Here is a 21,028-nt window from a genome sequence, read left to right on the forward strand (position 1 = left end):
TCCCAGTCGGTGACGATCCCGGCCGGCTGCAAGGCCACGCTCACCTTCTACCTGCACGTCGACACCGCCGAGACCACCACCAGCACCGCGTACGAGTACGGCCTACCCCGCACGCGGAAGCCGTCCGCGTGCGGGGTAGGCCGTACCCACCGGCTCGTTGCAGAACGCCACGAGCCGGTGCCGCCGCCCGCCCGCCGTTCAGAGTGGCGGAAGGCGTGTTCGAAACCGGGTACAGATTCGGGCTGCGTGGCCGGCGCGCCCGTGGTGAGCCACTGGCGTGCCGGGTCACCAACTGCTGTTGGTCACGCCAGGGAGCTCGCCCGCGTGGGCCATCTCGCGTACGCGGATGCGGGTCAGGCCGAAGGCACGCAGGTAGCCGCGGGGGCGGCCGTCCACGGAATCGCGATTGCGCAGGCGGGTGGAGCTGGCGTCGCGGGGATGCCGGCGTAGTTCCCGCTGGGCGGCGGCGCGGTCCTCGTCGGAGCTTCCGGGGAGCGCGATGATCGCCTTCAATGCGGCGCGGCGCGCGGCGTATCGGGCCACGGTGAGGCGCCGCTGCTCGTTCTTCGCGATCTTGCTCTTCTTCGCCATCAGACCTTTCCTCCACGGGCGCGGATGCGGGCCACCGCGGCCTCGATGCCGATCGTGTCGACCGTCTTGATGCCCTTGGCGGAAAGCGCGAGCCGGACGTGCCGGCCCTCGCTCGGCAGCCAGTAGCGCTTGCTCTGGACGTTGGGGTCGAAGCGGCGCTTGCTCCGCCGGTGCGAGCGGGAGATGTGATGGCCGAAGCCAGGCTGCCGGCCGGTGAGTTGGCAGTGGGCGGACATGGCTGTTCCTCCTTGGGGTGGATGCAGCAGCACACTAGCGCCAGATGAAAATGAAAACCAATCTCTTGTATAGTGCTGTTCATGGCCCGTAACGAACTGCGCCCGATCATCAAGCTGAGGTCCACCGCCGGTACCGGCTACACCTACGTGACCCGCAAGAACCGCCGTAACAACCCCGACCGGCTCACCCTGCGCAAGTACGACCCGGTCGCCGGCCGCCACGTCGACTTCCGTGAGGAGCGCTGAGAGCCGTGAAGCCCGGAATCCACCCCGAGTACCGCCCGGTCGTCTTCCGCGACCGGGCCGCCGACTACGCCTTCCTCACCCGGTCCACGGCCACGAGCGACAAGACCGTCGAATGGGAGGACGGCAACACCTACCCGGTCATCGACGTCGAGATCTCCTCGGCGAGCCACCCCTTCTACACCGGCACCCAGCGGGTCCTGGACACCGCGGGGCGGGTCGAGCGCTTCGAACGGCGGTACGGACGCGGACGGAGCGAGCCGTGAACAGGGACGAGGCGCGGCTGCCGGTGGCGATCGTCGGCGGGTTGCACACGGACGCCCGCCGGGCTGCCGTCGAGGAGATCCTGCGTACGGTCCCCGGCTCGGTCGCGCTTCACCACGACCTGACGTCCGCCGTCGACAGCGCGGTGCACCGGACGGTGCGCGACGCGGACGGTCTGCTGGGCAGTGGCGACGCACCCCTGGTGAATGACTGCGCGTGCTGCGCACTTCGCGAGGATCTCGCCCCCGAACTGCTGCGGCTCGCGGCGGAGGGAACGTACCGGCTGGCCGTCGTGGAACTGTGGGACTCCGTCGAGCCCCAGGCCATGGCCGGGGTCATCGCCGCCGTGGGCGCACCGCTGGCCCTGACCGGGGTCTCCACCGCGGTCGACCCCGCACTCGTCCTGCCCTACCTGTCCAACGGCGACGACCTGGCCGACGTCGGCCTCGCCGCCGCGCCGACCGACCGGCGCACGGTCGCCGACACCTTCGCCCGGCAGCTGGAGTACCCCACGGTGATCGCCCTCGGCGAGGACGAGTCATGTGACGAGGTCGCCGACGACACCGACCACGCGCTGCTCGCCCAGCTCACACCAGGCGCACGAAGCGTACGGGTGGAGAGCGACGGCGCCCTGGTGGCAGCGTTGTTGGCGGGCTTCAACGTGGCAGCGGCCGCCGCCCGTGTGCATCCCGCGTGCGCGCTGCTGCCGCAGTCGCGCGACGAGCACGGGGTGAGCACCTTCGTCTGGCGGCGCGAACGGCCCTTCCATCCGCAGCGCCTGTACGCGGCGCTTGAGGACCTCACCTGCGCCGCCGCGCGCAGCCGGGGGCGGTTCTGGCTGGCGGACCGCCCCGACACCCTGCTGTCCTGGGACGCCGCCGGCGGCGCGCTGTGCGTGGAGTCGGCCGGGCCCTGGCTGGCAGCTCTGCCCGACGCCGCCTGGGAGATGGTGCCCGCCGAGCGCCGCCTCGCCGCCTCCGTGGACTGGCACCCGGAACACGGTGACCGCTGCCAGTACCTCACCTTCACCTCGCCCGGCCTGGACCGCGACGGCCTGTCGGCCCTGCTCGACTCCTGCCTGCTCACCGACGACGAGTACGCGGCGGGCAGGGACCGCTGGAAGCAACTCCCGCACGCCTTTGACGGCTTGCTCGACCCCGTGACCTGAAAGAGAGGACCGACCTCCCCATGACCCGACGCACAAGTATCCGGCGTCAGACTGCCAAGCGTCAGCGCACCAACCCGCTGGACGCCGCCGGCATCACCTACATCGACTACAAGGACACCGATTTGCTGCGGAAGTTCATCTCCGACCGTGGAAAGATCCGCAGTCGTCGGGTGACCCACGTGTCGCGTCAGCAGCAGCGGCGGATAGCGCAGGCCATCAAGAACGCACGCGAGATGGCGCTCCTGCCCTACGGCTGCCGATAGGACGACGGCCAGGTGCGGGAGGCAGCGGAACCACCGCGGCTACTTGCCCTACCGGGTGGTCCCGAAGACGCTGGCTCCATCCGTTACGCCCTGTACCGGTAGCGGATCCGGCCGCGGGTGAGGTCGTAGGGGCTGAGTTCCACAAGCACTCGGTCGTACGGGAGGATCTTGATGCGGTTCTTCCGGATCTTCCCGCTGATGTGGGCGAGCACCCTGTGCCCGTTCTGGAGCTCCACCTTGAAGGTGGCATTGCGCAGGCACTCGACGACGGTGCCTTCGGCTTCTACGCCCCCTGCTGCCTTTGTCATGGTCTCTCACTTCTCCCGTTCTGTGACGGCGAATTCGGTACGAAACGGTCGCTCGGTACGATGCGGCGGCGCGTCAGTGGCGGACGAGTTCCAGGGTGCTGGCCGCGCGCCGGGCACCGATGCTCTCGAACAGGGCGGTGGCCGCCGCGTTAAACTCATTCACCTCGGCCCATGCCGAAGCGGTCCCGGAGTGGTGCAGCGAACCCAGCGCGTGGGCCAGCAGCGCCCGGGCGATGCCGCGGCGGTGTCTGTCGGTCCGGACGGCGACCAGCCCGATCCGTGGCTGCCGGGTCAGCGGGGCCACCCTCACCAGTCCCACGTACTGGTCCAAGTGCCTTGCCACCGCGTATTTCGACGGATCGAGCACGGTGGCCCCCGCAGGGCGGGGCAGCACCTCGGCCGGCATCGTCCGCCATCCGACGGTGGCCTCGACCTCGTCGCGGATGAGGCGGTCCAGGGCGCGCAGCGGGCCCTCCTCCGCCTCACCGGCGGGCACGATCGCCACGCCCGACGGCGGCCGCGCCGAGCCGAGCCCGGTGACCTGCGGATCGGTGGGCACGAAATAGCCCCACTCGCGGCGTGCGGTGGCGAAGCCGGCCCGCTCCCAGGCGGACCTCGAGTCGTGGTCGGCCTCGTCGACGACCGTGTACAGCGGTGTCGGCAGGTCCGCCAGCATCGCGTCGGCGATGCGGTCGAAGACCGCGCCGTGCCACGCGTCGATGCATACGAAAAGCCGCCCGTCGGGCCGACGCGAAGCGACGCCGCGGCCGACCGTCAAGTCGTCCTCCACAGCGTGCCACTGCGTTTCCGAGACCCGCGTGACCACAACCGGATGGTGGTCCGTGCCCGGAGTGGAATGCACAAAGTTCATAGGTGTTGCCTCTCATGAGTGCCTTGTTGGAGGCGCTCCCGGCGACACCTACGTCAATCGCCCACCGTGACGACATGGGGGAGCACCCACATGGATACAGCCTTCATGGGTCTCACCTCCTCGCGTTCTCTCACGGCTGCCCAGACGCTATCAGCCGGGGCCGGTCAGCCCAACGCATTTGTCCGGAGCTCTTGGTGTCCATACCGGGCCGGGCGGCGCCGCGGCTGTGTTCGCCGCCCGGCCCGGGGTCCTCAGGGCCCCGCCGCCACGAGTCCGGGATGCTCATCCTCGCAGGCGTCGTCGATGCCGTAGGTGTCCCAGGTGGGGAACGGGTCCGTGGGCGGCGGGCTCTCGCGGTCGGCCATGAGGCAGTCGGCCAGGGCCGCGTGCAGCGCATCCGGGTGCAGGTGCGCGCCGATGAAGACCAGTTCCTGGCACTCGGGGCTCTGGTCGCCGCGACCATCACCTACAACGCCGTCGAGGCGGCCGTCGCCCTCACGGCCGGGACCCTGGCTTCGCCCACCGCGCTGATCGGTTTCGGTCTCGACTCCGTCATCGTAGGCGGCGAGCGCGAAGTACGACAGCGCGATGATTCGCAACGCGGTCTTCTCGCGGGCCTCGCGCACCGCGTGCTCACGGGCGGAGAACTGCCGGGCGACGGTGGCGGCGGAGGAGACCTCGGCCGACTCCAAGCAGACCCTGCTGTGCACCTATTTGTCGGCGGTCCTGCTGGTGGGCCTCCTCGTCAACGCCGTGTTCGGCTGGTCGTGGGCCGATCCGCTCGCTGCCCTGGTCATCGCCGCGGTCGCGGTGAAGGAGGGGCGTGACGCGTGGCGTGGGGAGGGATGCTGCGCAACGCCGTCGGCCGTCGAGCCGGGCGCCGGCCAAAGGGAGTCGGATGCCTGCGGCTGTGCTCCGGGGTGCGACTGCTGCCCTTGACGGAGACTCCGGGAAAGGGAGGGCGCCGGCATTCACCGGCGCTCGTCCGCAGCCTGCCGTCGGCCGCAGTCCGGGCACACCCCGGACAACTCCACCGTGTGCCGGACGTTCGCGAACCCGGAGGTCTGCGCGACGGTGTCCGCCCATTCCTCCACCGGGCCGGAGTCGACGGCCCGGCTCAGGCCGCAGTCGGTGCAGATGAGGTAGTGGCGGTGTTCGTGTCCCGGGCGGTAGCGGAAGAGGCGTTCGCCGCTGGTGTCGCGCACCATGTCGGCCCGGCCGACGGAGGCCAGGGCGGTCAGCGTGCGGTAGACCGTGGAGAGGCCGACCGGTGAGCCGGCGCCGGCGAGCCGGTTATGGAGGGCCTGGGCGCCGACGAAGCCGTCGGCCCGGATGAGCGCCTCGACCACGATGGTGCGTTGCTGGGTGAGGCGGCCGATCAGCGTGACGTCGTGCGACGGGGTGGGGGTGCGCTGGCGGTCGGATGCCATCGGGTGCCTTCGCTCATGTGCCGGTGGGGACGGCGGTGTGCGTACCAGCCGTAGGAGGATCGGAGGCGGGCCGTCGTATCAGGAACGTCGAGGCGTAGACAGCTGTGGCGGCGGCCATGATGGCGAAGCTCGGCGGCATCTTCGGCACCGAGTACGAGGCGAACAGCCCCGCCCACATCTCCAGCACCGCCAGGCCGGCGGAGAGGGCGAGCGCACGGTAGGGGCGGTCGGTGAGCCGGATCGCGGCACCGGCGGGGGCGGCGAGCAGGCCGAGCAGGAGCAGGGAACCGACCGCCTGGGTGGCCTCGCCGGCGCTGACCCCGGCCAGGGCGAGGAAGCCGTACCCGAGCAGCCGGACCGGTACCCCGCGGGCTGCGGCCACGGCCTCGTCGAGCGTGGCGAACATCAGCGGCCGGGCGATGAGGACGACCAGCAGGCCGACCGCGGTGGCCACCAGGGCGGCGACGACTGCGCTGCCGGCGGAGATGCCGAAGACGGAGCCGAACAGGACGCTGACGCCGGCGGTGCCGTTGGTGGTGCTGCGCGAGGTCGTGTAGAGGGTGATGAAGAAGGCGCCCAGGCCAAGGATCCAGGAGAAGACGCTCCCGATGACCACGTCGTCGGGTCGGGCCTTGCGGCCGAGGGTGCCGAAGAGCAGCGCCATGGCGATGGTGGCGGCGAACAGCCCGAGGCGAAGGTCGGCACCGAAGGCGAGAGCCGCCATCGCACCGGTGAAGGCGACATGGCTGAGCGCGTCGCCGGTGAAGACCTGGGCCCGCAGCACCAGGAAGTAGCCGACCAGTCCGCAGGCCGCGGCGATGGCGGTACCCGCGAGGAAGGCGTGCAGGAAGAACGGGTGGGACAACGGGGAGGCGGCGAGCAGGACGGTCATGCGACCACCTCCTTGGCAGTGGGCGCGGCGCCGGCCCGGGTGCGGGCGAGTGCCTCGCGCAGTGAGCGCCGGCCCAGGGCGAGCAGGTAGCCCGCGAAGGCGATGGTCGTCACGAAGAAGCCCAGGGGGTAGGGCGAGTAGTAGGCGGCGGTCAGCCCCAGCCAGGTCGCGGCGAAGGCCAGCAGGACGGCCAGGGCCAGGCTCAACGCCGGGCGGACGGTGAGGACTTGCGCGGTGGCGGCCGGGATCACCATGAGGGCGAAGACCAGGAGGGTCCCGGTGATCTGGCTCGCCTCGGCGGTGGCCGCACCGAGCAGGACGAGGAAGACCACCGACAGGGCGCGGACCGGTACCCCGCGCCCGTCGGCGACCTGCGGGTCGACGGATGCGAACAGCAGCGGCCGCCCGATCAGCGTCAGCACCGCGAGCACCACCGCACCGACCACCGTCAGCACGGTCACCTGGGAGGAGGTGATCCCCAGAAAGGTGCCGAAGAGGATGGTCTGCGGCCCCTCCAGCAGCCCTCTGTACAGGGCGGTGAACAGGAACCCGGCCGCGAGCAGGAACGCCTGCACGGTCCCCGTCAGCGCCGACTCCTCGTGCTCACCGCCGCCCCGCAGGGCAGCGATGACCAGTGCAGAGGCCACGCACAGGGCGAAGTAGCCGTAGACCGCGCTGAACCCGAGCAGGAGCGCCCCGGCGGCGCCGGGGAAGGCGACGGCGGAGACGGTGTGCGCGGCGAACGTCTGCCGCCGCAGCACCACGAACCACCCCACGACCGCGGAGACCACGGCCACGACCGCGCCGGCGCGGAACGCGTTGACCATGAAGGGGTAGGACCACATGTCCTGGAAGTCGGTCAGGAGGTTCCACGACCAGGTTGGCGCCCCTGTCTCAGCCGGCAGCATGACCGCTCCCCGGGGTGTCGTGCCGGTCGGTGTGCACGGCCGGTGCCTCCGGCTGGCCCACCACGACCAGCCGGCCGTCCGAGGTCCGCAGGACCTCGACCGGTGTGCCGTACAGTCGGGTCAGTGTCTCGGAGGTGATGACCTCGGTCGGTGTGCCGGTGGCGGCTCCGCCCTCGGCCAGGTACACCACCCGGTCCAGGTGGTGGAGTATCGGGTTCACGTCATGGGCGACCATGACCACCGACACGCCCTCGTGATGGCAGATGCGCCCGATCAGCGCCGCGACCGCGCTCTGGTTGGGTAGGTCGAGGCTGTCCAACGGCTCGTCCAGCAGCAGCAGTTCCGGTCGGCGGACCAGCGCCTGGGCGATCAGCAGCCGCTGCTGCTCCCCGCCGGAACATTGCCCGATCGGCCGGTGTGCGTACGCCGACGCTCCGACCAGCTCGATCACCTCGTCCATCCGCGCGCGGGCGGCCCGCCGACGCGCGCTCGGGAGCGGGAGCGGCACCCCCCACCGGTCACCGTCCAGGCCCATGCGCACCACGTCCACACCGCGGATGCGCAGGTTGGCGTCGAAGCTGCGCCGCTGCGGCAGGTAGCCGATGCGGTCGTTGGCCTGCCCGGGGCGGGCGCCGAGCACCCGGACCTCGCCGGCCGCCGCCGGCAGAGCGCCCAGCAGCACCTTGATCATGGTCGACTTGCCGACGCCGTTGGGGCCGAGCACGGCGGTGAACTCGCCGGCCCCGAGGCGAAGGTCCACACCCGACCACAACGTCCGGCCGTCGACCCGCACGGCGGCCCCGCGCAAGGCGACCACCGGATCGCTTCCTGCTCCTGTGGCCGTGTCGTGCCCCCCGCTTCGGCGGCCGGGGACGGCGTGGCCGCTGGTGTGTGTGACGGCTTCGCGGGCCTTCGCTATCGGGTTCATGGCTTCAGTTCACTTCCCGGTGGCCTTGGCCAGGGCCTGCTCGATGCCCTGCAGCTGGGTGGTCTGCCACTGCTGGAAGGAGGCCCCGGCGGGCGTGAGGGTCTCGGTCACCGTGGCGACCGGGATGCCCTGCGCCTTGGCCTCCTTGACCTGCGCTTGCACGTCCGGCGTGGAGTTCTGCGAGTTGTAGACGTAGATCTTGATCTTCTTGTTCTTGATCTGCTGGTCGATGGTGGCCTTGTCCTTGGCCGTGGGGTCGGACCCCTCGCTCATCGCGTCCAGGAACGTCTCCGGCGTGAGCATCTTCAGCCCCAAGCCATCGGCGAGCGGAGTGACGATGGACTCGGAAGCACCGATCGGGGTGCCCGCGTACTTCGCCTTGATGTCGGTGATGAGCTTGTAGTAATCGCCGAGCGTATTGGTCTCGAAGGTCGTCTTCTGCTGGTCGAAGTAGGCGGCATCGGCCGGGTCGATCTTCTTGTAGTCGGCGGTGATCTTCTCGATCACCTGGTGGACGTCGTCCGGGGAGTACCAGCGGTGCGGGTTGCCGCCCGGCTTGATCCCGACCAGGTCGCCGACCTTGAGCTGGGTCCGGTCGCTGCCGGGGTTGGAGGCGAGCAGCTTGTCGGCCCAGGCGTCGTAGCCGACGCCGTTGACGATCGTGTACTGGGCGCCGGCCACGGTCCGGGCATCGGCAGCCGTCGGCTCGTAGTCGTGCGGGTCGGTGTCCGGGTTGTTGATGACGCTGGTCACCTTCACGTGGCTGCCGCCGAGCTGCGAGGCGATGCTGCCCCAGAAGTTCTCCGCCGCCACCACCTGGATCGTCTTGCCGGAGCCGCTGCCGGTCGCGGCCGTGTTGCTGGTGTGCGAGGAGGAGGTCGAGCAGGCGGTCGCCGTCACGGCCGTCAAGGCGGCCGTCGCGGTGACCAGTGCGATCCTCGCGGTCGGTCGGGCGGAACGGGAGGCGGGGGCGGTGGACATGCGGGAAGCTCCTTCGGGCGTTGCCGGGCGCGCGGCGGACACGCGTCGACCGTGTGGCGACGCTTCGACGCTAGGTGGAAATGATTTTCAGATCAATGTTAGATGAAAACCGTTGCCATCTTTTGACCGTGCGTACGACTGCCCGGAGCTGCGCAGGTAGGGGGTGCGGCGGATGCCGCCGGGACAAACGTTGGCGTCGCTCACAAGGTCGGGGTGTCCTGGTGGGCGACGGCTGCCGAGGGGGCCGAAGTGGGCGGCCTGACTGCCGAACGCCGGGTCCGGCAGTCGGCACTCGCGACCGCCAGTGGTTCAGCAGTCGCGGAACTCCGGTGACCGGTTGAGGATCTGCGCCCGGAGCGAGGTGAAGCGGATGTGGGTGGCGCCGCCGCGCGCCTCGGAGTGGAAGGCCGCGACACGGTGGCAGTTCTGGAAGGCGAGGGCGATGCCGAAGTGGCGTTCCAGGCTGCCTCGGATGGCGTCGCTGGACAGGGCGCGCAGGAGCTGGCCGCGCTCCCTCTCGGAGGGCGGCGGGGTCTGGTTGATGGCGAACTCCGCTGTGCCGGAACGCAGTTCCTCGGCGAGGCGGGCGATGAGGTCGTAGGCGTACGGCAGGGAGGTGCGCACCGTTTCCACGAAGTCCCGCTCTCCTATCTCGCCGTTCTCGGCGTCGGCGAGCAGCTGCGGGGAGACGTCGAGCGACATGAAGGGCTGTCCTGTTCTGTGGTTCTCTTGCTGGAGGGGATGGGGTCAGGCGAAGACGGTCAGGGCTGCGGGGCCGTGCCGGAAGTCCGGGTCGACCTGGGCGGCGAGGTCCTGGCCGGTGGCCTCGTCGGCCCAGGCGGCGGCGTTGCGCAGGTGGAACTCCACGGCGTGCTTCTGGAAGGCCGCCCAGTCCTTGGGGCGGGCGTCCACGGCCGCGCGCAGCAGGTCCAGGGTGCGGGTGTTGTGCGGCTCCAGCTCGCCGTGGCCGCGGTCCTGTTCCTGGGCGCGTACGTAGGAGGACTGCGCGAAGTGCGCGAGCAGATCGTCGCCGACGTGCTCCTTGAGGAAGAGTAGGTCGTCCTCCCCGGTCACCTTGTTGCCGACGACGGCGACGGGGACGCTGAACTCGGCCGCATGGTCGCGGTACTGGCGGTACACCGAGACGCTCTTGCGGGTCGGCTCGACGATCAGGAACGTCATGTCGAAGCGGGTGAACAGGCCGGAGGCGAAGGCGTCGGCGCCGGCGGTCATGTCGACGACTACGTACTCGCCGGGTCCGTCCACGACGTGGTTGAGGTACAGCTCGACCGCGCCCAGCTTGGAGTGGTAGCAGGCCACTCCCAGGTCGCTCTCCTCGAAGGCGCCGGTGACCATGAGCGGTACGCCGCCGACCTCCTGCACGTGGTGGCTGTGGACCTCGTCGTCGCCGAGCAGCCGCAGCAGCCGGGAGCCGCGTCCGGGCGGGGTCGTCTTCACCATGGCTTCGATGGAAGGGATCCGCGGATTCGTGCCGCGCAGGTATTCCTTGATCTCACCGGTGCGCGCGCTGAGCGGTGGCGCGGCGAAGACCTCGTCCTCGGCGAGGCCGAGGGCGTACGCCAGGTGCTGGTTGATGTCGCCGTCGATCGCGACGACCGGCGCTCCCGAGTGCGCCAGGTGACGGGAGAAGAGGGCCGACAGGGTCGTCTTGCCGCTGCCGCCCTTGCCGACGAAGGCAACGCGCATGGTTAGCCACTCCCCATATTGAAAATGGATGTCATGCGCATAGGCTGGTGGTGCGGTCGGGTGCTGTCAAACCACCGGAGCTGCAACTGGCTGATTCCCACAGCGGGTTGGGGACCACGCAGCGGCACACAGGGGGTCCTTTTCACCCATACGGAGGAGACTCAGAGATGAGCGATACCGCAGGCGGTCGTCGGAGCAGCCCTTTGACCCTCGTGGTCTGCGGCTCATGCCGTGCCACCGCGAGGCAGCGGGTGATGGACGCCCTGCGCCGCGCGGTGCGGGAGTGCCCGCACGGGGTGATGGTCTCCACCGGTTGCCTCGCGAGGGTGCTGCACTGCCGCAGGACGTGTGGTTTTCGATCGGCTGGGGGGACTGAGACGAGACAAGGGCTGGGCGCGCGTCGCAGTAGTGCGACGCCCGCCCAGCCCTTGTCGGCGGCGCCGCCGTCAGAAGGCGCCGGTGCCGTTGGGTGTGCCGAGGCCGGTCGGCCCGTCGTATCCGGTCCTCGCGGTGCACAGGTAACTGCCGCCGCAGGAGCCGTTGCTGCCCGAAGTGACGTCGTTGAGCGCCGACGTGTGGCTGTACGGGTACGAGCCGTTGACGACCTGAGAGGTGTTTCCGGCCAGGGCGTAGACGCTCGCGATGATCGGCGACGAGACGCTGGTGCCTCCGACCTCGACCCATCCGTCTGCACCCTGGGCGAGGCCGAGCTGAAGCTCGGTGTCGCACAGCATTCCGCCACCGCAGTTGTTGTACGTGTCGTAGACCGCCACCCCGGTGTCGGGGTCGGCGACCGCCGACACATCGGCGACGGTGCGCTTGGCGCATCCGGAGTCACGCTGCCAGGACGGCTTGGCCTCGTACGCCGAGCAGCCCGAGCCCGCCCCGCTCCACGCCGTCTCGGTCCAGCCGCGCGAGTTGGCCGCCTTGCTCAGCGAGGTGCCGCCCACGGCGGTGACGTACGGGGAGGAGGCCGGCCAGGAGACGCCGTAACCGGAGTCACCCGAGCTCGCTGTGATCGCGACGCCAGAGTGCTTGAAGTGCGAGTCGAAGGAGGTGATGGTGTTGTCCTCGGACCCGCCCCAGCTGTTGGAGACGGAGGCGACGCCCGAGGTGGTGGCGGTGTCCTCGGCCTTCACGAGATCCGCGACGTTCGTCGATTTTGCCTCGACCAGGAGGATGTGGCAGCCCGGGCATGTCGCCGAGACCATGTCGAGGTCGAGGCTGATCTCCTCGGCCCATCCGTAGTCGCCCGAGGGCAGCGGCGATGCCTGCCCGCTCTGATTCACCTTGCGAAAACAGCCGTTGGCGCGGGTGCACGACGGCAGACCGTAGGCGCTGCGGTAAGCGGCCAGGTCGGACTCGGCGTTCGGGTCGTCCATGGCGTCGACGATCGCCACCGTTCGACCGGATCCCGAGGTACCGCCCAGGTGGTAGGCGGAACGCAGATCGGACGGCACGTACCCCATCGTGGTCGGGGATCCGGTGGTGAACGGGGACATGCGGCCCGAGGCAGTGCGGTGGGCCTTCATGACGCCGAAACAGCGGGCCTGTCCCGCTTGCAAGGGACGGAAGCAGCCGAAGCCCGTCGTCCCCGCGGAGGCGGACGGGCGCGGGGCGGACGAGAGAGCGGCGGCCTGGACACCGGTGGCCAGGCCGATGGTGAGGCCAGTGACGGTGAATGTGAGCATCGCGGTGAGGGCAGCTGCCATCCGCCGCACCCGGCGTCTCGGTCGGCGGTGGTGGATCACCGGGGATCCGGAGGGTATTTCGCGTCGGTGCATCAAGCCTCCGTGCGGTTTCGGGCGGTTCGGAAGGGCCACATGACGAAAAGCAGCCTTGACGGACGGCATGTCAGGGCAGCTGAGGGCCGGGTGGTTTCACCATGCGGCCGCCGTCTTCCGCCGGTCAAGGCCATGTCAATGCAGGTGTTGTGGGGCTGCCGCGGTGAGAGAGTGAACCGCCGGTGGCGCCGGCGTGTGCGCGGTAGTGCTCGCTCCGTGGCCACGCAAACTCCTGCGCCACCTGTGGAATGAGTCGGGCTGCGGCGAGACCGGCGTCGTCAGCCGGCGTCGGCGGTGTGGGACCCCCAGCGTTCCTCTATCCTGGCCAGGCGCCAGTAGGCGATGGCCACGGCCCAGACGACCACGAACAGGCCGACGATGACGTAGCCGACGTTGTCCAGGTTCAGTCCGGCGATCCAGCCGGTGACGTCATCGCTCAGGCCGAGCTTGTCGTGCAGAACGCCGACCAGCTCGATCGTGCCGACGAAGAAGGCCACCGCGATGGACAGGCCGGTGATCGTGAGGTTGTAGAACACCTTGCGTACGGGGTTCGAGAACGCCCACTGGTAGGCGAAGTTCATGAACGTGCCGTCGAGGGTGTCGAACAGGCTCATGCCGGCGGCGAAGAGCAGCGGCAGGCACGTGATCGCGTACCAGGGGAGACCTGCGGCGGCGCCGTTGCCGGCCAGGGCGAGGAGCAGGACCTCGGTCGTGGTGTCGAAGCCGATGCCGAACAGGAAGCCCAGGGGGAACATCTGGCCAGGCCGGTGGATGGACTTGGTGAGCCGGCCCAGGATGCGGTTCATGAAGCCGCGCGAGTCGAGATGGGCCTCCAGTTCCGCTTCGTCGTAGCGTCCGGCGCGCAAGGCCCTGAAGACACGCGTGATGCCGAACAGGGCCACCAGGTTGAGCGCGGCGATCAGGTACAGGAAGCCGCCGGAGACCGTGGTGCCGACGGTGCCGAGTACCTGGTGGGTGCGGGAACCGTCGTTCATCAGGGCGCCGGCGAGCTTTGCGCCGCCGGCGACCAGCGCCGCCATGACGACCACCACGCTGGAGTGGCCGAGCGCGAACCAGAAGCCCACCGACACCGGCCGCTTGCCGTCGGCCATCAGCTTGCGGGTGGTGTTGTCGATCGCGGCGATGTGGTCGGCGTCGAAGGCGTGCCGCATGCCGAGGGTGTAGGCGGTGATACCCAGGCCGACGCCGAACGCCTTGGCGCCGACCTCGTAGTGGCGCGGGACCACGAGCAGGAAGAGGATCCCGAAGGCGACCACGTGCAAGGCGACGATCACGGCCAGGAGGCCCGCGGTTCGGACCGTGTCCTCGCGCCGCCAGCGGAAGGAAGGGGAGGCGGCGGTTTCGGGCACGCCTTCGGGCATGGTCATACGGTCACGCTCCAGCACCTCGTGGATCAGCTTCGTGCTGCCGTGGCCGGTCTCCTGGCTGACGGGTCAACGCGCCCGCCCCTGCCTTCCCGGCCGCGAGGCCAGTGGCAATGCATGGGGCGGGAACTCCCCGATCACAGTGGCGAGGGCCGCTCCGGACTGAGCCCCCTGAGGGACTTTCACCGGTCTTCCCGAACACCACGGCCCGCTCACCCTAGAAGGCCGGAGGTTGAGGCTGCAAGGCTGCATAACCGAGCAGGTATTGAGGCGGGATTTCGCGGACTGCGATGATGGGCCCATGCATCTCGTCCCCGCGGAACGCGCCGGGCAGCGCACCATCGACGGCCATCGCGTCTGCGACGCCATCGCCGCCGTCGGCGAACCCGAGCGGGTACGCGCCTGGGCCGACCGCTTCTCCCTGCTCTCGGATCCCGGGCGCCTGTCCCTGCTGCTCGCCCTTCACGAGGCTGGCCCCATCGCTGTCTCCGACCTCGCCGTCGCCACCGGCATGAGGGACACCGCCGTGTCCCAGGCCCTGCGGCTGCTCCGGACAGCGGGTGTCGTCCACGGCGAGAAGGACGGCCGAATCGTGCGCTACCGGGTCGTCGAGGGCCCGATGGCCGCGCTGCTCGAACACTGCCTGTCCCGAGACGCATGACGAGATCCGCGGCCGCACGCGATCGCGGCGAGCGTCGCGCAACGCTCCCGCGTCGGCGCGGCCGCTCGGTTCAGGCGTGTGCGTGCCCCGTACGACGGCGTGCGACCCAGCCGCGGACTGTCCACCGCGAGGAAGCCGGCGAGCGGGATCCCGAGCAGCGGGACGTAGTAGCCGACGACGGCGACCACCGTGATGCAGGGCACCAGCCGGTGACCGCCGCGACGAGCAGGAACGGCGCGACGAACACGCCCGCGTAGAAGTGCAGGCGCAGCACCAGCGTGCGCAGGGCCGAGGGCGCCGCCGCGGAAGCAGGGCCCTTTTTCGGCGCGCCGGCATCGCCGGCCGTGTGTGGTGGGGCGGTGGTGGGCGGTTCGGCGGACATGGGCCTGCTCCTGCGGCGTATGGGTGTCACGTCAGCTGTCGGCTGAGCGGAACGGTTCGGCTGGGTGGCCGCGAGCGGTCGCTGGTCGCCATCGGCACGGGGACTCCGGCCGCCCAGGGCGGGTTGCACCTTGCCTTCCACGTCGCCGAGCCCCACCACACCGCGATGGTCATGCACGGCATGCGGATGGTCCAAGCGCCGCACGCACCGACACCGCACGCCACCGCCGCCCACGTCGGGGCGGCCCTGCTGCTGACCTGGTGGCTGCGGCGCGGCGAGGCGGCACTGTGGTCGCTGCTGCGGTGGGCGGTCGCGTTCGTGCCGGGACTTGCCGCCTGGTGGCACGTGGCCGACGGGGCGTGGCCCGCGCCGGCCGGGCCAGGGCTTGCGCGTCGGGCTGCCGGTGAGCCGTGGGCGCCCAGGCAGGTACGGCTGAGGTACGCCGTTCACCGACGGGGGCCGCCGATGGGGATGTCGTACGCGCCCTGACCCCCGACATCCCTTCTTCCGCACGGAGATCCCTCACCTCATGTCCAGGACCCGCACCACCCTGCGCCGCGCCTGCGCCGTCACCACCCTCACCGCCGCCGGACTTCTCGCTGCCGCGGGCGTGGCCTCGGCGCACGTCACCGTCCACCCCGACAGCTACGCCAAGGGCGCCACCGACGGCGTGCTGACCTTCCGTGTCCCCGACGAGCAGGACGGCGCGTCCACCACCAAGGTCCAGGTCTTCCTGCCCACCGATCACCCCGTCCTCGGCGTCCTGGTCCACCCGCAGGACGGCTGGACCGCCCGGGTCACCGACACCAAGCTCAAGACGCCCGTCAAGACCGACGACAGCACCATCACCGACGCCGCCTCCGAGATCACCTTCACCGGCGGGAAGATCGCGCCGGGCCAGTACGAGGACTTCGACGTCGCTTTCGGCCAACTGCCCGACGACAGCGACCAGCTGACCTTCAAGACCCTGCAGACGTACTCCGACGGCAAGATCGTCCGCTGGATCGAGGAGGCGCAGGGCGGCCAGGAGCCGGAGAACCCCGCGCCCGTGCTCAAGCTCACCGCCAAGGGCGCGGAGGACGGCGCCGGCACTGCGACCGCCTCGGCGGCGGGTTCGAAGAGCTCCGAGAGCGCGAAGGCGACCGCCTCGGCCGGCGACTCGACCGCCCGCGGTCTCGGCGTCGCCGGGCTGGTCGTCGGCGTACTGGGCCTGGCCGCGGCGGGCTTTGCCGTCGTGCGCGGCCGTTCCGCCGGATCCCGGGCGGAGTAGCGCACCCGCCCTGCCGACGGTGGTCGTCGGCAGGGCAGCGGTCCGCCGCCGTGAACCCCCGGCCCAGTCGTCTCTGCCGTGACGCGGACCACAACGTCGCTTCGGAACTCGACCCTCGGCGGCCCCGACTCCTGATGCAGTACGGCGCGATCCGACCGACGCCGTACGACGTGATCTGGAGACGCGGTTGATGGACGAGTCCCGGCAATCCTCTTCCTCCGGCGCGGGTGCGGTGTCGCGGAAGCTGGTGCTTCCGCCCGCCCTGTGCGGGTTCCTTCTCCTGCTGGCGGTGATGTTCGCGGTGTCGTACGCCGTCGGTGCCGCCGCAGGGCCCGTCGCACCCGGCATGCACGGCACCGGCACGAGCCGGGGTGTCGGCGGTCCCGGCGGGGGCGGCGGCACGGACGACATGGGGGACATGAACGGGGGTGACCACTGATGGGCGGGGAGCCGGTCACCGTCGACCTGGTGACGACCGACCTGACCATTGGTGGCATGACCTGCGCGGCCTGTGTGAGGCGCGTCGAGAAGAAGCTCGGCAAGCTGGACGGGGTCACGGCGACCGTCAATCCGGCCACCGGACGGGCGCGTGTGAGCCACCCGCCGCGGATCAGCCCCGAGGAACTCGCCGCCGCCGTCGAGAAGGCCGGCTACACGGCTGCCCTGCCGGAACCGCCCAAGCAGCCCGAGACACGCGAGGGCAAGGACGCGGGCGAGTCCGGGGAAACTCGCCAGGAGCGGGGTCGGCTGCTGATCACCGCGCTGCTCGCGGTGCCCGTGCTCGTGCTGTCGATGGTTCCCGCGCTGCAGTTCCGTGACTGGCAGTGGCTGTGCTTCGCGCTGGCCGCCCCGGTCGCCGTCTGGGGCGCGTTGCCCTTCCATGTGCGTGCCGCGCGTGGCCTTCGGCATGCGGCGGCAACCATGGACACCCTGGTGTCGCTCGGTGTGGTGGCGTCCTTCTCCTGGTCCGCCTACGCGCTCTTCCTCAGCGGTGCCGGAGAGCCCGGCATGCGGATGCCCTTCACTTTGGTGCCCTCGGCTTCCGACGGCGCGGCGCACCTCTATCTCGAAGCGGCCGTCGGCGTACCGCTGTTCGTCCTGGCGGGCCGGTTCCTGGAGGCGCGGGCCCGGCGCGGGACCGGGGCCGCGCTCAGGTCACTGGCCCAACTCGCCGCCAAAGAGGTGACGATCCGCGATGGCAACGACGAACGGCTTCTTCCCATCGAGTGGTTGAGGGCGGGGCAGGTCTTCGTCGTGCGGCCGGGGGAGCGGGTGGCCACCGACGGGCAGGTGGTGGAGGGCAGTTCTGCAGTGGATCTGTCCCTGGTCACCGGGGAGAGCGAGCCGGTCGAGGTCGGGCCGGGTTCGGCGGCGGTCGGCGGCGCTGTCAACGCCGGCGGGCTGCTGTTGGTGGAAGCCACGGCCGTCGGTGCCGACACCCAGCTCGCCCGGATCACCCGGCTGGTGACCGAGGCACAGGCCGGTAAGGCGCGGGCGCAGCGGCTGGCCGACACGGTGGCAGGCGTCTTCGTCCCCGTCGTGCTGACGCTGGCCGTCACCTGCCTCGGATTCTGGCTCGGTGCCGGGGCCGACCCGCAGGCCGCCGTCACCGCGTGCGTGGCCGTCCTCGTCGTGGCCTGCCCGTGCGCGCTCGGCCTGGCCACGCCGACCGCGCTGATGGCCGCGACCGGCCGCGGTGCCCAACTGGGCGTCCTGGTCAGCGGACCCCAGGCTCTGGAGGGGCTCCAGCACATCGATGCGGTCGTCCTGGACAAGACCGGCACGCTCACCTCCGGTCACATGACCGTCGCCCGGGTCACGGTCGTACCCGACGGACTGGGCAAGGAGGCACTGCTGCGACTGGCCGGTGCCGTCGAGCACGGCTCGGAGCACCCCCTGGGCCGGGCGATCGCTTCCTACGCCCGGCGGGAACTCCCCGAGGGGCCGCTGCCGGACGTGAGTGAGTTCGCCGCCGTGCCGGGGCGGGGCGTGCGGGGCCTGGTCGAGGGCCGGCTGGTGGAAGTCCTCGCCCTGGAGGGCGAGTTGCCCACCGCACTGGCAGACGCGCTGCCGGTGGCCGAGGCTGCCGCCCACACGCCCGTCGTGGTGCGGGTGGACGGTGTGGCCGAGGCCCTGATCGAGGTCGGGGACGTCGTACGGCCCGGCGGTTACCGGGCCGTGGACCGGCTGCGGCGCCTCGGGGTGCGGCCGGTGCTCGCCACCGGTGACCGTGAGGCACCCGCGCAGGCCGTGGCCGCGGCACTGGGCATCGACGAGGTGCACGCCCGCTGCACTCCCGAGGCCAAGGCCGGCCTCGTACGGGGCCTGCAGGAGCAGGGCCACCGCGTCGCGGTCATCGGCGACGGAGTGAACGACGCCGCGGCCCTGGCCGGCGCCGACCTGGGCATCGCCATGGGCAGCGGCACGGACGTGGCCATCGGGGCCGCCGACGTGACGTTGGTACGCGGGGACATCGAGGCGTTGGCGGACGCGGTCCGGCTCGCCCGGCGCACGCTCGGCACGATCCGGGCCAACCTCGTCTGGGCCTTCGGCTACAACGTCGTGACCGTGCCACTGGCCATGGTGGGCCTACTCAATCCGGTGCTCGCCGCGGCGGCGATGTCGGTGAGTTCCCTTCTCGTCGTGGGCAACAGCCTGCGGCTGCGCGCCTGGCAGCCCGCGCCCGCTCCCGCCCGGAGGCGTACCCGATGACCGAGCACAACCTCTGGCGACCCACTCGCCGCCGAATGACCGACACCCTCCTCGCCGCGCTCGCGCCCGTGGCCGCGTGCAGCCTCGCCCTGGGCGGGCTGACGACCTGGGCCGGGGCCGGGAAGGCGGGCAGCCCGGCCCGGATCACCGTCTCGAACGGACGGGTCCTCCAGCCGTACGGCGACAGCACGGACACCGCGGCGCTCTTCGACGTCGCCAACGTCGGTGGCGCGGACGACCGGCTGGAGAACGTGACGTCCCCCGCCACGCACGGCCGGATCACCCTCAGTGGGCACCGCATGCTGGGCGACCGGGCCGCCTACAAGGCGGACATGACCTCGGCCGGCGTACCCGCGGGCGGCGTGCTGTCCATGTCGCCGCGCGGTGTGGACGTGACGCTGCGGGCCGGGGCCGGCTGGCGCGCGGGTGACCTCGTGCCGTTCACGCTGCACTTCGAGCGCAGCGCGCCGGTCGAGGCGATCGCGGTCGTGGTCCGCCCGAGCAACGGCGGTCGGTGATCGCCCGCCCCGAGGTCGGAGGAGCCCTCGCCCAGGTGCTGTGACCGCATGGGTTCGCCGGGGTAGCGGTTGGAAGCTGGATGGGTGGTGAGGTTCGTTCCGACCGTTGGAGGGGTCGAGGTCTGCGCCGGCGCAACGCCAACGCCCGCCACCCCGAGGCACTCGCCGCCCACCCCGACGTACTCGCAGCCCAGCGCGAGGAACGCGTCCGCGTCCGCGGCGAGAAGGGCATCCGCTGGGGCGGACGGCCCCTCGACTGCGCTGCCCGATTGTTCAGTTCGCCGACGCCGACGGACCTCGCATCGGCTCCGATTGCAGCAGCGGGACTCGCCTCGTGAGCGCGGCAGCCGGAAGCAGATTGTCCGGTTCGACGCCAGGGTCCGCGATGACCACGACGCCGGCTGTGTGAACGTCGAAGCCGGTCGGCCAGAGCGTAAGGTGGCTCGCCAGCGCGCCTTCCAGCCTCGCCTCTCGCAGGTCGGTGTCGGTGAGGTCGCAGCCCCGGAGGTCGGCCGATCGCAGGTCCGCTGCGGCGAACACGGCGCCCTGGGCGCGGGCCTTGCGCAGGTTCGCCTCCCGCAGGTCCGCACGGGAGAAGTCCGCCGACCTCAAGTCGGCTTTGACCAGGCGGGCGCCGCGCAGATCGGCTTGCAGACAGCGGACCTGGTGGAGAATGGAAGTGCCGAGTTCGGCATGCCGCAGGTTGGCGGCGATCAGTGACGCGTTGCTCAGGTTGACCTGGTAGATGCTCGCCGCTTCCAGGCATGCGCCGTCGAAGTTGACTCCGTGCAGCCACAGTCCGTCACAGTCAGCGCGGCGCAGGTCGGTCAGGCTGACGTTGAGCCACTCCGGACGGCGTTCCTGGTACAGGACCCCGAGGCAGGTCAGCGCCGTCTGCGCGTCCGCGACGCGGGTCTCCAACGGGGGCACCGAGTTGATGGACACGTCCGCCGCCGGTACTGCGGGTTCCTGCGGAGGCCAGGGAAGGTGTGTCCGCAGATACGCCGCCATGATGGAGACGACCGCCTCGCGGTCGCGGTCGGAGTGATCCGCAATCCGCCACAGTGCGTAGATGCCCCCGATCCGCACGTCCAGTTTGTCACTGCCGAGCTGGTCCACGGCCCTGCTGAAGCGATCGGTGATGTTCCCCTCTCGGGTTGCGTTGAGCCCGTCCTGGCTGACGCGCAGCTGCCGCCATGTGGCATAGGCGCCGAACAGGACGACCGCACCGCCGACCGCCTGCAGAAGCGTGGTGCGCACGTTGTTCACCGCGTTCAACCGGTCCGCTGCAGCGAGGTGTCCACCTGCGAGGTCGTGGTCGACGATCAGCCCCGGAAGAACCAGGAGTGCGAAGCCCAGTAACACGCTCACGGCCAGTGCGGCCAGCGCCACAGCAACGGCACGAGTCAGGCGCCACCGGCCACGAACAGATCCCCCCATAGCCAGAGGATCCTAGGACAAGGCCGAGCCCGGTGTACCCATGCGGTCACCGCACCAGACGTCGGGGCGGAGTGTCCTCGAGTTCC

24 protein-coding genes, 3 pseudogenes and 1 riboswitch are annotated in these 21,028 nt (G+C 70.7%); of the genes and pseudogenes, 11 read left to right on the top strand and 16 right to left on the bottom strand.

Annotated features, from left to right (window positions below; genetic code table 11):
* Positions 1-285: 285 nt before the first annotated feature.
* Positions 286-591 (bottom strand): 30S ribosomal protein S14, encoded by a 306-nt coding sequence (gene rpsN, locus AB0L59_RS14690; protein WP_365582758.1) that lies wholly within the window; start codon positions 589-591, stop codon positions 286-288.
* On the bottom strand, positions 591-827 hold the full coding sequence (rpmB, locus tag AB0L59_RS14695) for a 50S ribosomal protein L28 (protein ID WP_055709030.1): 237 nt from the start codon (positions 825-827) through the stop codon (positions 591-593). Before rpmB ends, rpsN begins: the two co-directional genes overlap by 1 nt.
* Before the next feature lie 81 nt (positions 828-908).
* Between rpmB and rpmG the strand changes: the two genes are divergently transcribed.
* Genes rpmG through rpsR form a run of 4 tightly spaced genes read left to right on the top strand, consistent with a single transcriptional unit; the run spans position 909 to position 2,765 of the window.
* Complete coding sequence (gene rpmG, locus AB0L59_RS14700; RefSeq protein ID WP_014150502.1) at positions 909-1,073, top strand: 50S ribosomal protein L33; 165 nt, start codon at positions 909-911, stop codon at positions 1,071-1,073.
* Positions 1,074-1,078: 5 nt separating this feature from the next.
* Positions 1,079-1,336, top strand: coding sequence for a type B 50S ribosomal protein L31 (locus AB0L59_RS14705; protein WP_053667035.1), 258 nt, complete (start codon positions 1,079-1,081; stop codon positions 1,334-1,336).
* Complete coding sequence (locus tag AB0L59_RS14710; RefSeq protein WP_365582761.1) at positions 1,333-2,502, top strand: GTP-binding protein; 1,170 nt, start codon at positions 1,333-1,335, stop codon at positions 2,500-2,502. Before AB0L59_RS14705 ends, AB0L59_RS14710 begins: the two co-directional genes overlap by 4 nt.
* Positions 2,503-2,522: 20 nt before the next feature.
* On the top strand, positions 2,523-2,765 hold the full coding sequence (gene rpsR, locus AB0L59_RS14715; RefSeq protein ID WP_365582763.1) for a 30S ribosomal protein S18: 243 nt from the start codon (positions 2,523-2,525) through the stop codon (positions 2,763-2,765).
* Between the two features lie 83 nt (positions 2,766-2,848).
* Here the strand turns inward: rpsR and infA are convergent, their stop codons facing one another.
* From infA to AB0L59_RS14730, 3 genes and pseudogenes are all read right to left on the bottom strand, one after another.
* Positions 2,849-3,073, bottom strand: a complete 225-nt coding sequence (gene infA, locus AB0L59_RS14720) for a translation initiation factor IF-1 (RefSeq protein WP_365582765.1) — start codon at positions 3,071-3,073, stop codon at positions 2,849-2,851.
* Between the two features lie 73 nt (positions 3,074-3,146).
* Complete coding sequence (locus AB0L59_RS14725) at positions 3,147-3,944, bottom strand: GNAT family N-acetyltransferase (RefSeq protein ID WP_365582767.1); 798 nt, start codon at positions 3,942-3,944, stop codon at positions 3,147-3,149.
* Positions 3,945-4,195: 251 nt separating this feature from the next.
* A pseudogene (locus AB0L59_RS14730) lies at positions 4,196-4,387 on the bottom strand (GTP-binding protein); the annotation flags it as partial.
* A 3-nt stretch (positions 4,388-4,390) separates the two neighbouring features.
* Here AB0L59_RS14730 and AB0L59_RS14735 point away from each other — a divergent pair.
* Positions 4,391-4,883: pseudogene (locus AB0L59_RS14735) on the top strand (cation transporter); the annotation flags it as partial.
* Between the two features lie 32 nt (positions 4,884-4,915).
* On the opposite strand, the gene AB0L59_RS14740 reads toward AB0L59_RS14735, so the two are convergent.
* The 9 genes from AB0L59_RS14740 to AB0L59_RS14780 all read right to left on the bottom strand — a co-directional run bounded on the left by AB0L59_RS14740 (position 4,916) and on the right by AB0L59_RS14780 (position 13,962).
* Positions 4,916-5,374 carry a Fur family transcriptional regulator gene (locus AB0L59_RS14740; protein WP_365582769.1) on the bottom strand — a complete coding sequence of 153 codons (459 nt, stop codon included), beginning with the start codon at positions 5,372-5,374 and terminating at the stop codon, positions 4,916-4,918.
* Positions 5,375-5,387: 13 nt separating this feature from the next.
* Entirely contained in the window at positions 5,388-6,266 is an 879-nt protein-coding gene (locus AB0L59_RS14745; protein ID WP_365582771.1) for a metal ABC transporter permease, read from the bottom strand.
* Positions 6,263-7,174: a metal ABC transporter permease gene (locus AB0L59_RS14750; protein ID WP_365582773.1), complete on the bottom strand. Its 912-nt coding sequence runs from the start codon at positions 7,172-7,174 to the stop codon at positions 6,263-6,265. Before AB0L59_RS14750 ends, AB0L59_RS14745 begins: the two co-directional genes overlap by 4 nt.
* Complete coding sequence (locus tag AB0L59_RS14755) at positions 7,161-8,102, bottom strand: metal ABC transporter ATP-binding protein (protein WP_365582775.1); 942 nt, start codon at positions 8,100-8,102, stop codon at positions 7,161-7,163. The genes AB0L59_RS14750 and AB0L59_RS14755 overlap by 14 nt, the downstream gene beginning before the upstream one ends.
* Positions 8,103-8,111: 9 nt before the next feature.
* Positions 8,112-9,083, bottom strand: a complete 972-nt coding sequence (locus AB0L59_RS14760; RefSeq protein WP_365582777.1) for a zinc ABC transporter substrate-binding protein — start codon at positions 9,081-9,083, stop codon at positions 8,112-8,114.
* Positions 9,084-9,392: 309 nt separating this feature from the next.
* Positions 9,393-9,785 carry an SCO5389 family protein gene (locus AB0L59_RS14765; RefSeq protein ID WP_365582779.1) on the bottom strand — a complete coding sequence of 131 codons (393 nt, stop codon included), beginning with the start codon at positions 9,783-9,785 and terminating at the stop codon, positions 9,393-9,395.
* 45 nt (positions 9,786-9,830) lie between these two features.
* Positions 9,831-10,790 carry an ATP-binding protein gene (locus tag AB0L59_RS14770; RefSeq protein ID WP_365582781.1) on the bottom strand — a complete coding sequence of 320 codons (960 nt, stop codon included), beginning with the start codon at positions 10,788-10,790 and terminating at the stop codon, positions 9,831-9,833.
* Positions 10,791-11,236: 446 nt separating this feature from the next.
* Positions 11,237-12,481 (bottom strand): S53 family peptidase, encoded by a 1,245-nt coding sequence (locus tag AB0L59_RS14775; RefSeq protein WP_365582783.1) that lies wholly within the window; start codon positions 12,479-12,481, stop codon positions 11,237-11,239.
* 371 nt (positions 12,482-12,852) lie between these two features.
* Positions 12,853-13,962, bottom strand: coding sequence for a HoxN/HupN/NixA family nickel/cobalt transporter (locus AB0L59_RS14780; RefSeq protein ID WP_365582785.1), 1,110 nt, complete (start codon positions 13,960-13,962; stop codon positions 12,853-12,855).
* Between the two features lie 26 nt (positions 13,963-13,988).
* Positions 13,989-14,180: riboswitch (cobalamin riboswitch) on the bottom strand.
* Between the two features lie 80 nt (positions 14,181-14,260).
* On the opposite strand from AB0L59_RS14780, the gene AB0L59_RS14785 reads away from it, so the two are divergent.
* Positions 14,261-14,620 (top strand): metalloregulator ArsR/SmtB family transcription factor, encoded by a 360-nt coding sequence (locus tag AB0L59_RS14785; RefSeq protein WP_365582787.1) that lies wholly within the window; start codon positions 14,261-14,263, stop codon positions 14,618-14,620.
* A 205-nt stretch (positions 14,621-14,825) separates the two neighbouring features.
* Here AB0L59_RS14785 and AB0L59_RS14790 read toward each other — a convergent pair.
* A pseudogene (locus tag AB0L59_RS14790) lies at positions 14,826-15,002 on the bottom strand (PepSY domain-containing protein); the annotation flags it as partial.
* A gap of 123 nt (positions 15,003-15,125) precedes the next feature.
* Between AB0L59_RS14790 and AB0L59_RS14795 the strand changes: the two are divergent.
* The 5 genes from AB0L59_RS14795 to AB0L59_RS14815 all read left to right on the top strand — a co-directional run bounded on the left by AB0L59_RS14795 (position 15,126) and on the right by AB0L59_RS14815 (position 19,502).
* Positions 15,126-15,491, top strand: a complete 366-nt coding sequence (locus AB0L59_RS14795; protein WP_365582789.1) for a hypothetical protein — start codon at positions 15,126-15,128, stop codon at positions 15,489-15,491.
* A gap of 40 nt (positions 15,492-15,531) precedes the next feature.
* The gene (locus tag AB0L59_RS14800; protein ID WP_365582791.1) at positions 15,532-16,272 is read left to right on the top strand and encodes a YcnI family protein; all 741 of its coding nucleotides are present in this window, start codon (positions 15,532-15,534) and stop codon (positions 16,270-16,272) included.
* Positions 16,273-16,462: 190 nt separating this feature from the next.
* Positions 16,463-16,711 carry a hypothetical protein gene (locus AB0L59_RS14805; RefSeq protein ID WP_365582793.1) on the top strand — a complete coding sequence of 83 codons (249 nt, stop codon included), beginning with the start codon at positions 16,463-16,465 and terminating at the stop codon, positions 16,709-16,711.
* Complete coding sequence (locus AB0L59_RS14810; RefSeq protein WP_365582795.1) at positions 16,711-18,984, top strand: heavy metal translocating P-type ATPase; 2,274 nt, start codon at positions 16,711-16,713, stop codon at positions 18,982-18,984. The genes AB0L59_RS14805 and AB0L59_RS14810 overlap by 1 nt, the downstream gene beginning before the upstream one ends.
* A 35-nt stretch (positions 18,985-19,019) precedes the next feature.
* Positions 19,020-19,502, top strand: coding sequence for a copper chaperone PCu(A)C (locus AB0L59_RS14815; RefSeq protein WP_365582797.1), 483 nt, complete (start codon positions 19,020-19,022; stop codon positions 19,500-19,502).
* Positions 19,503-19,775: 273 nt separating this feature from the next.
* On the opposite strand, the gene AB0L59_RS14820 is transcribed toward AB0L59_RS14815, so the two are convergent.
* Complete coding sequence (locus AB0L59_RS14820; RefSeq protein WP_365582799.1) at positions 19,776-20,894, bottom strand: pentapeptide repeat-containing protein; 1,119 nt, start codon at positions 20,892-20,894, stop codon at positions 19,776-19,778.
* Between the last annotated feature and the right edge of the window lie 134 nt (positions 20,895-21,028).

This window comes from Streptomyces sp. NPDC052109 (genome assembly GCF_040680195.1).
Taxonomy (GTDB): Bacteria; Actinomycetota; Actinomycetes; order Streptomycetales; family Streptomycetaceae; genus Streptomyces.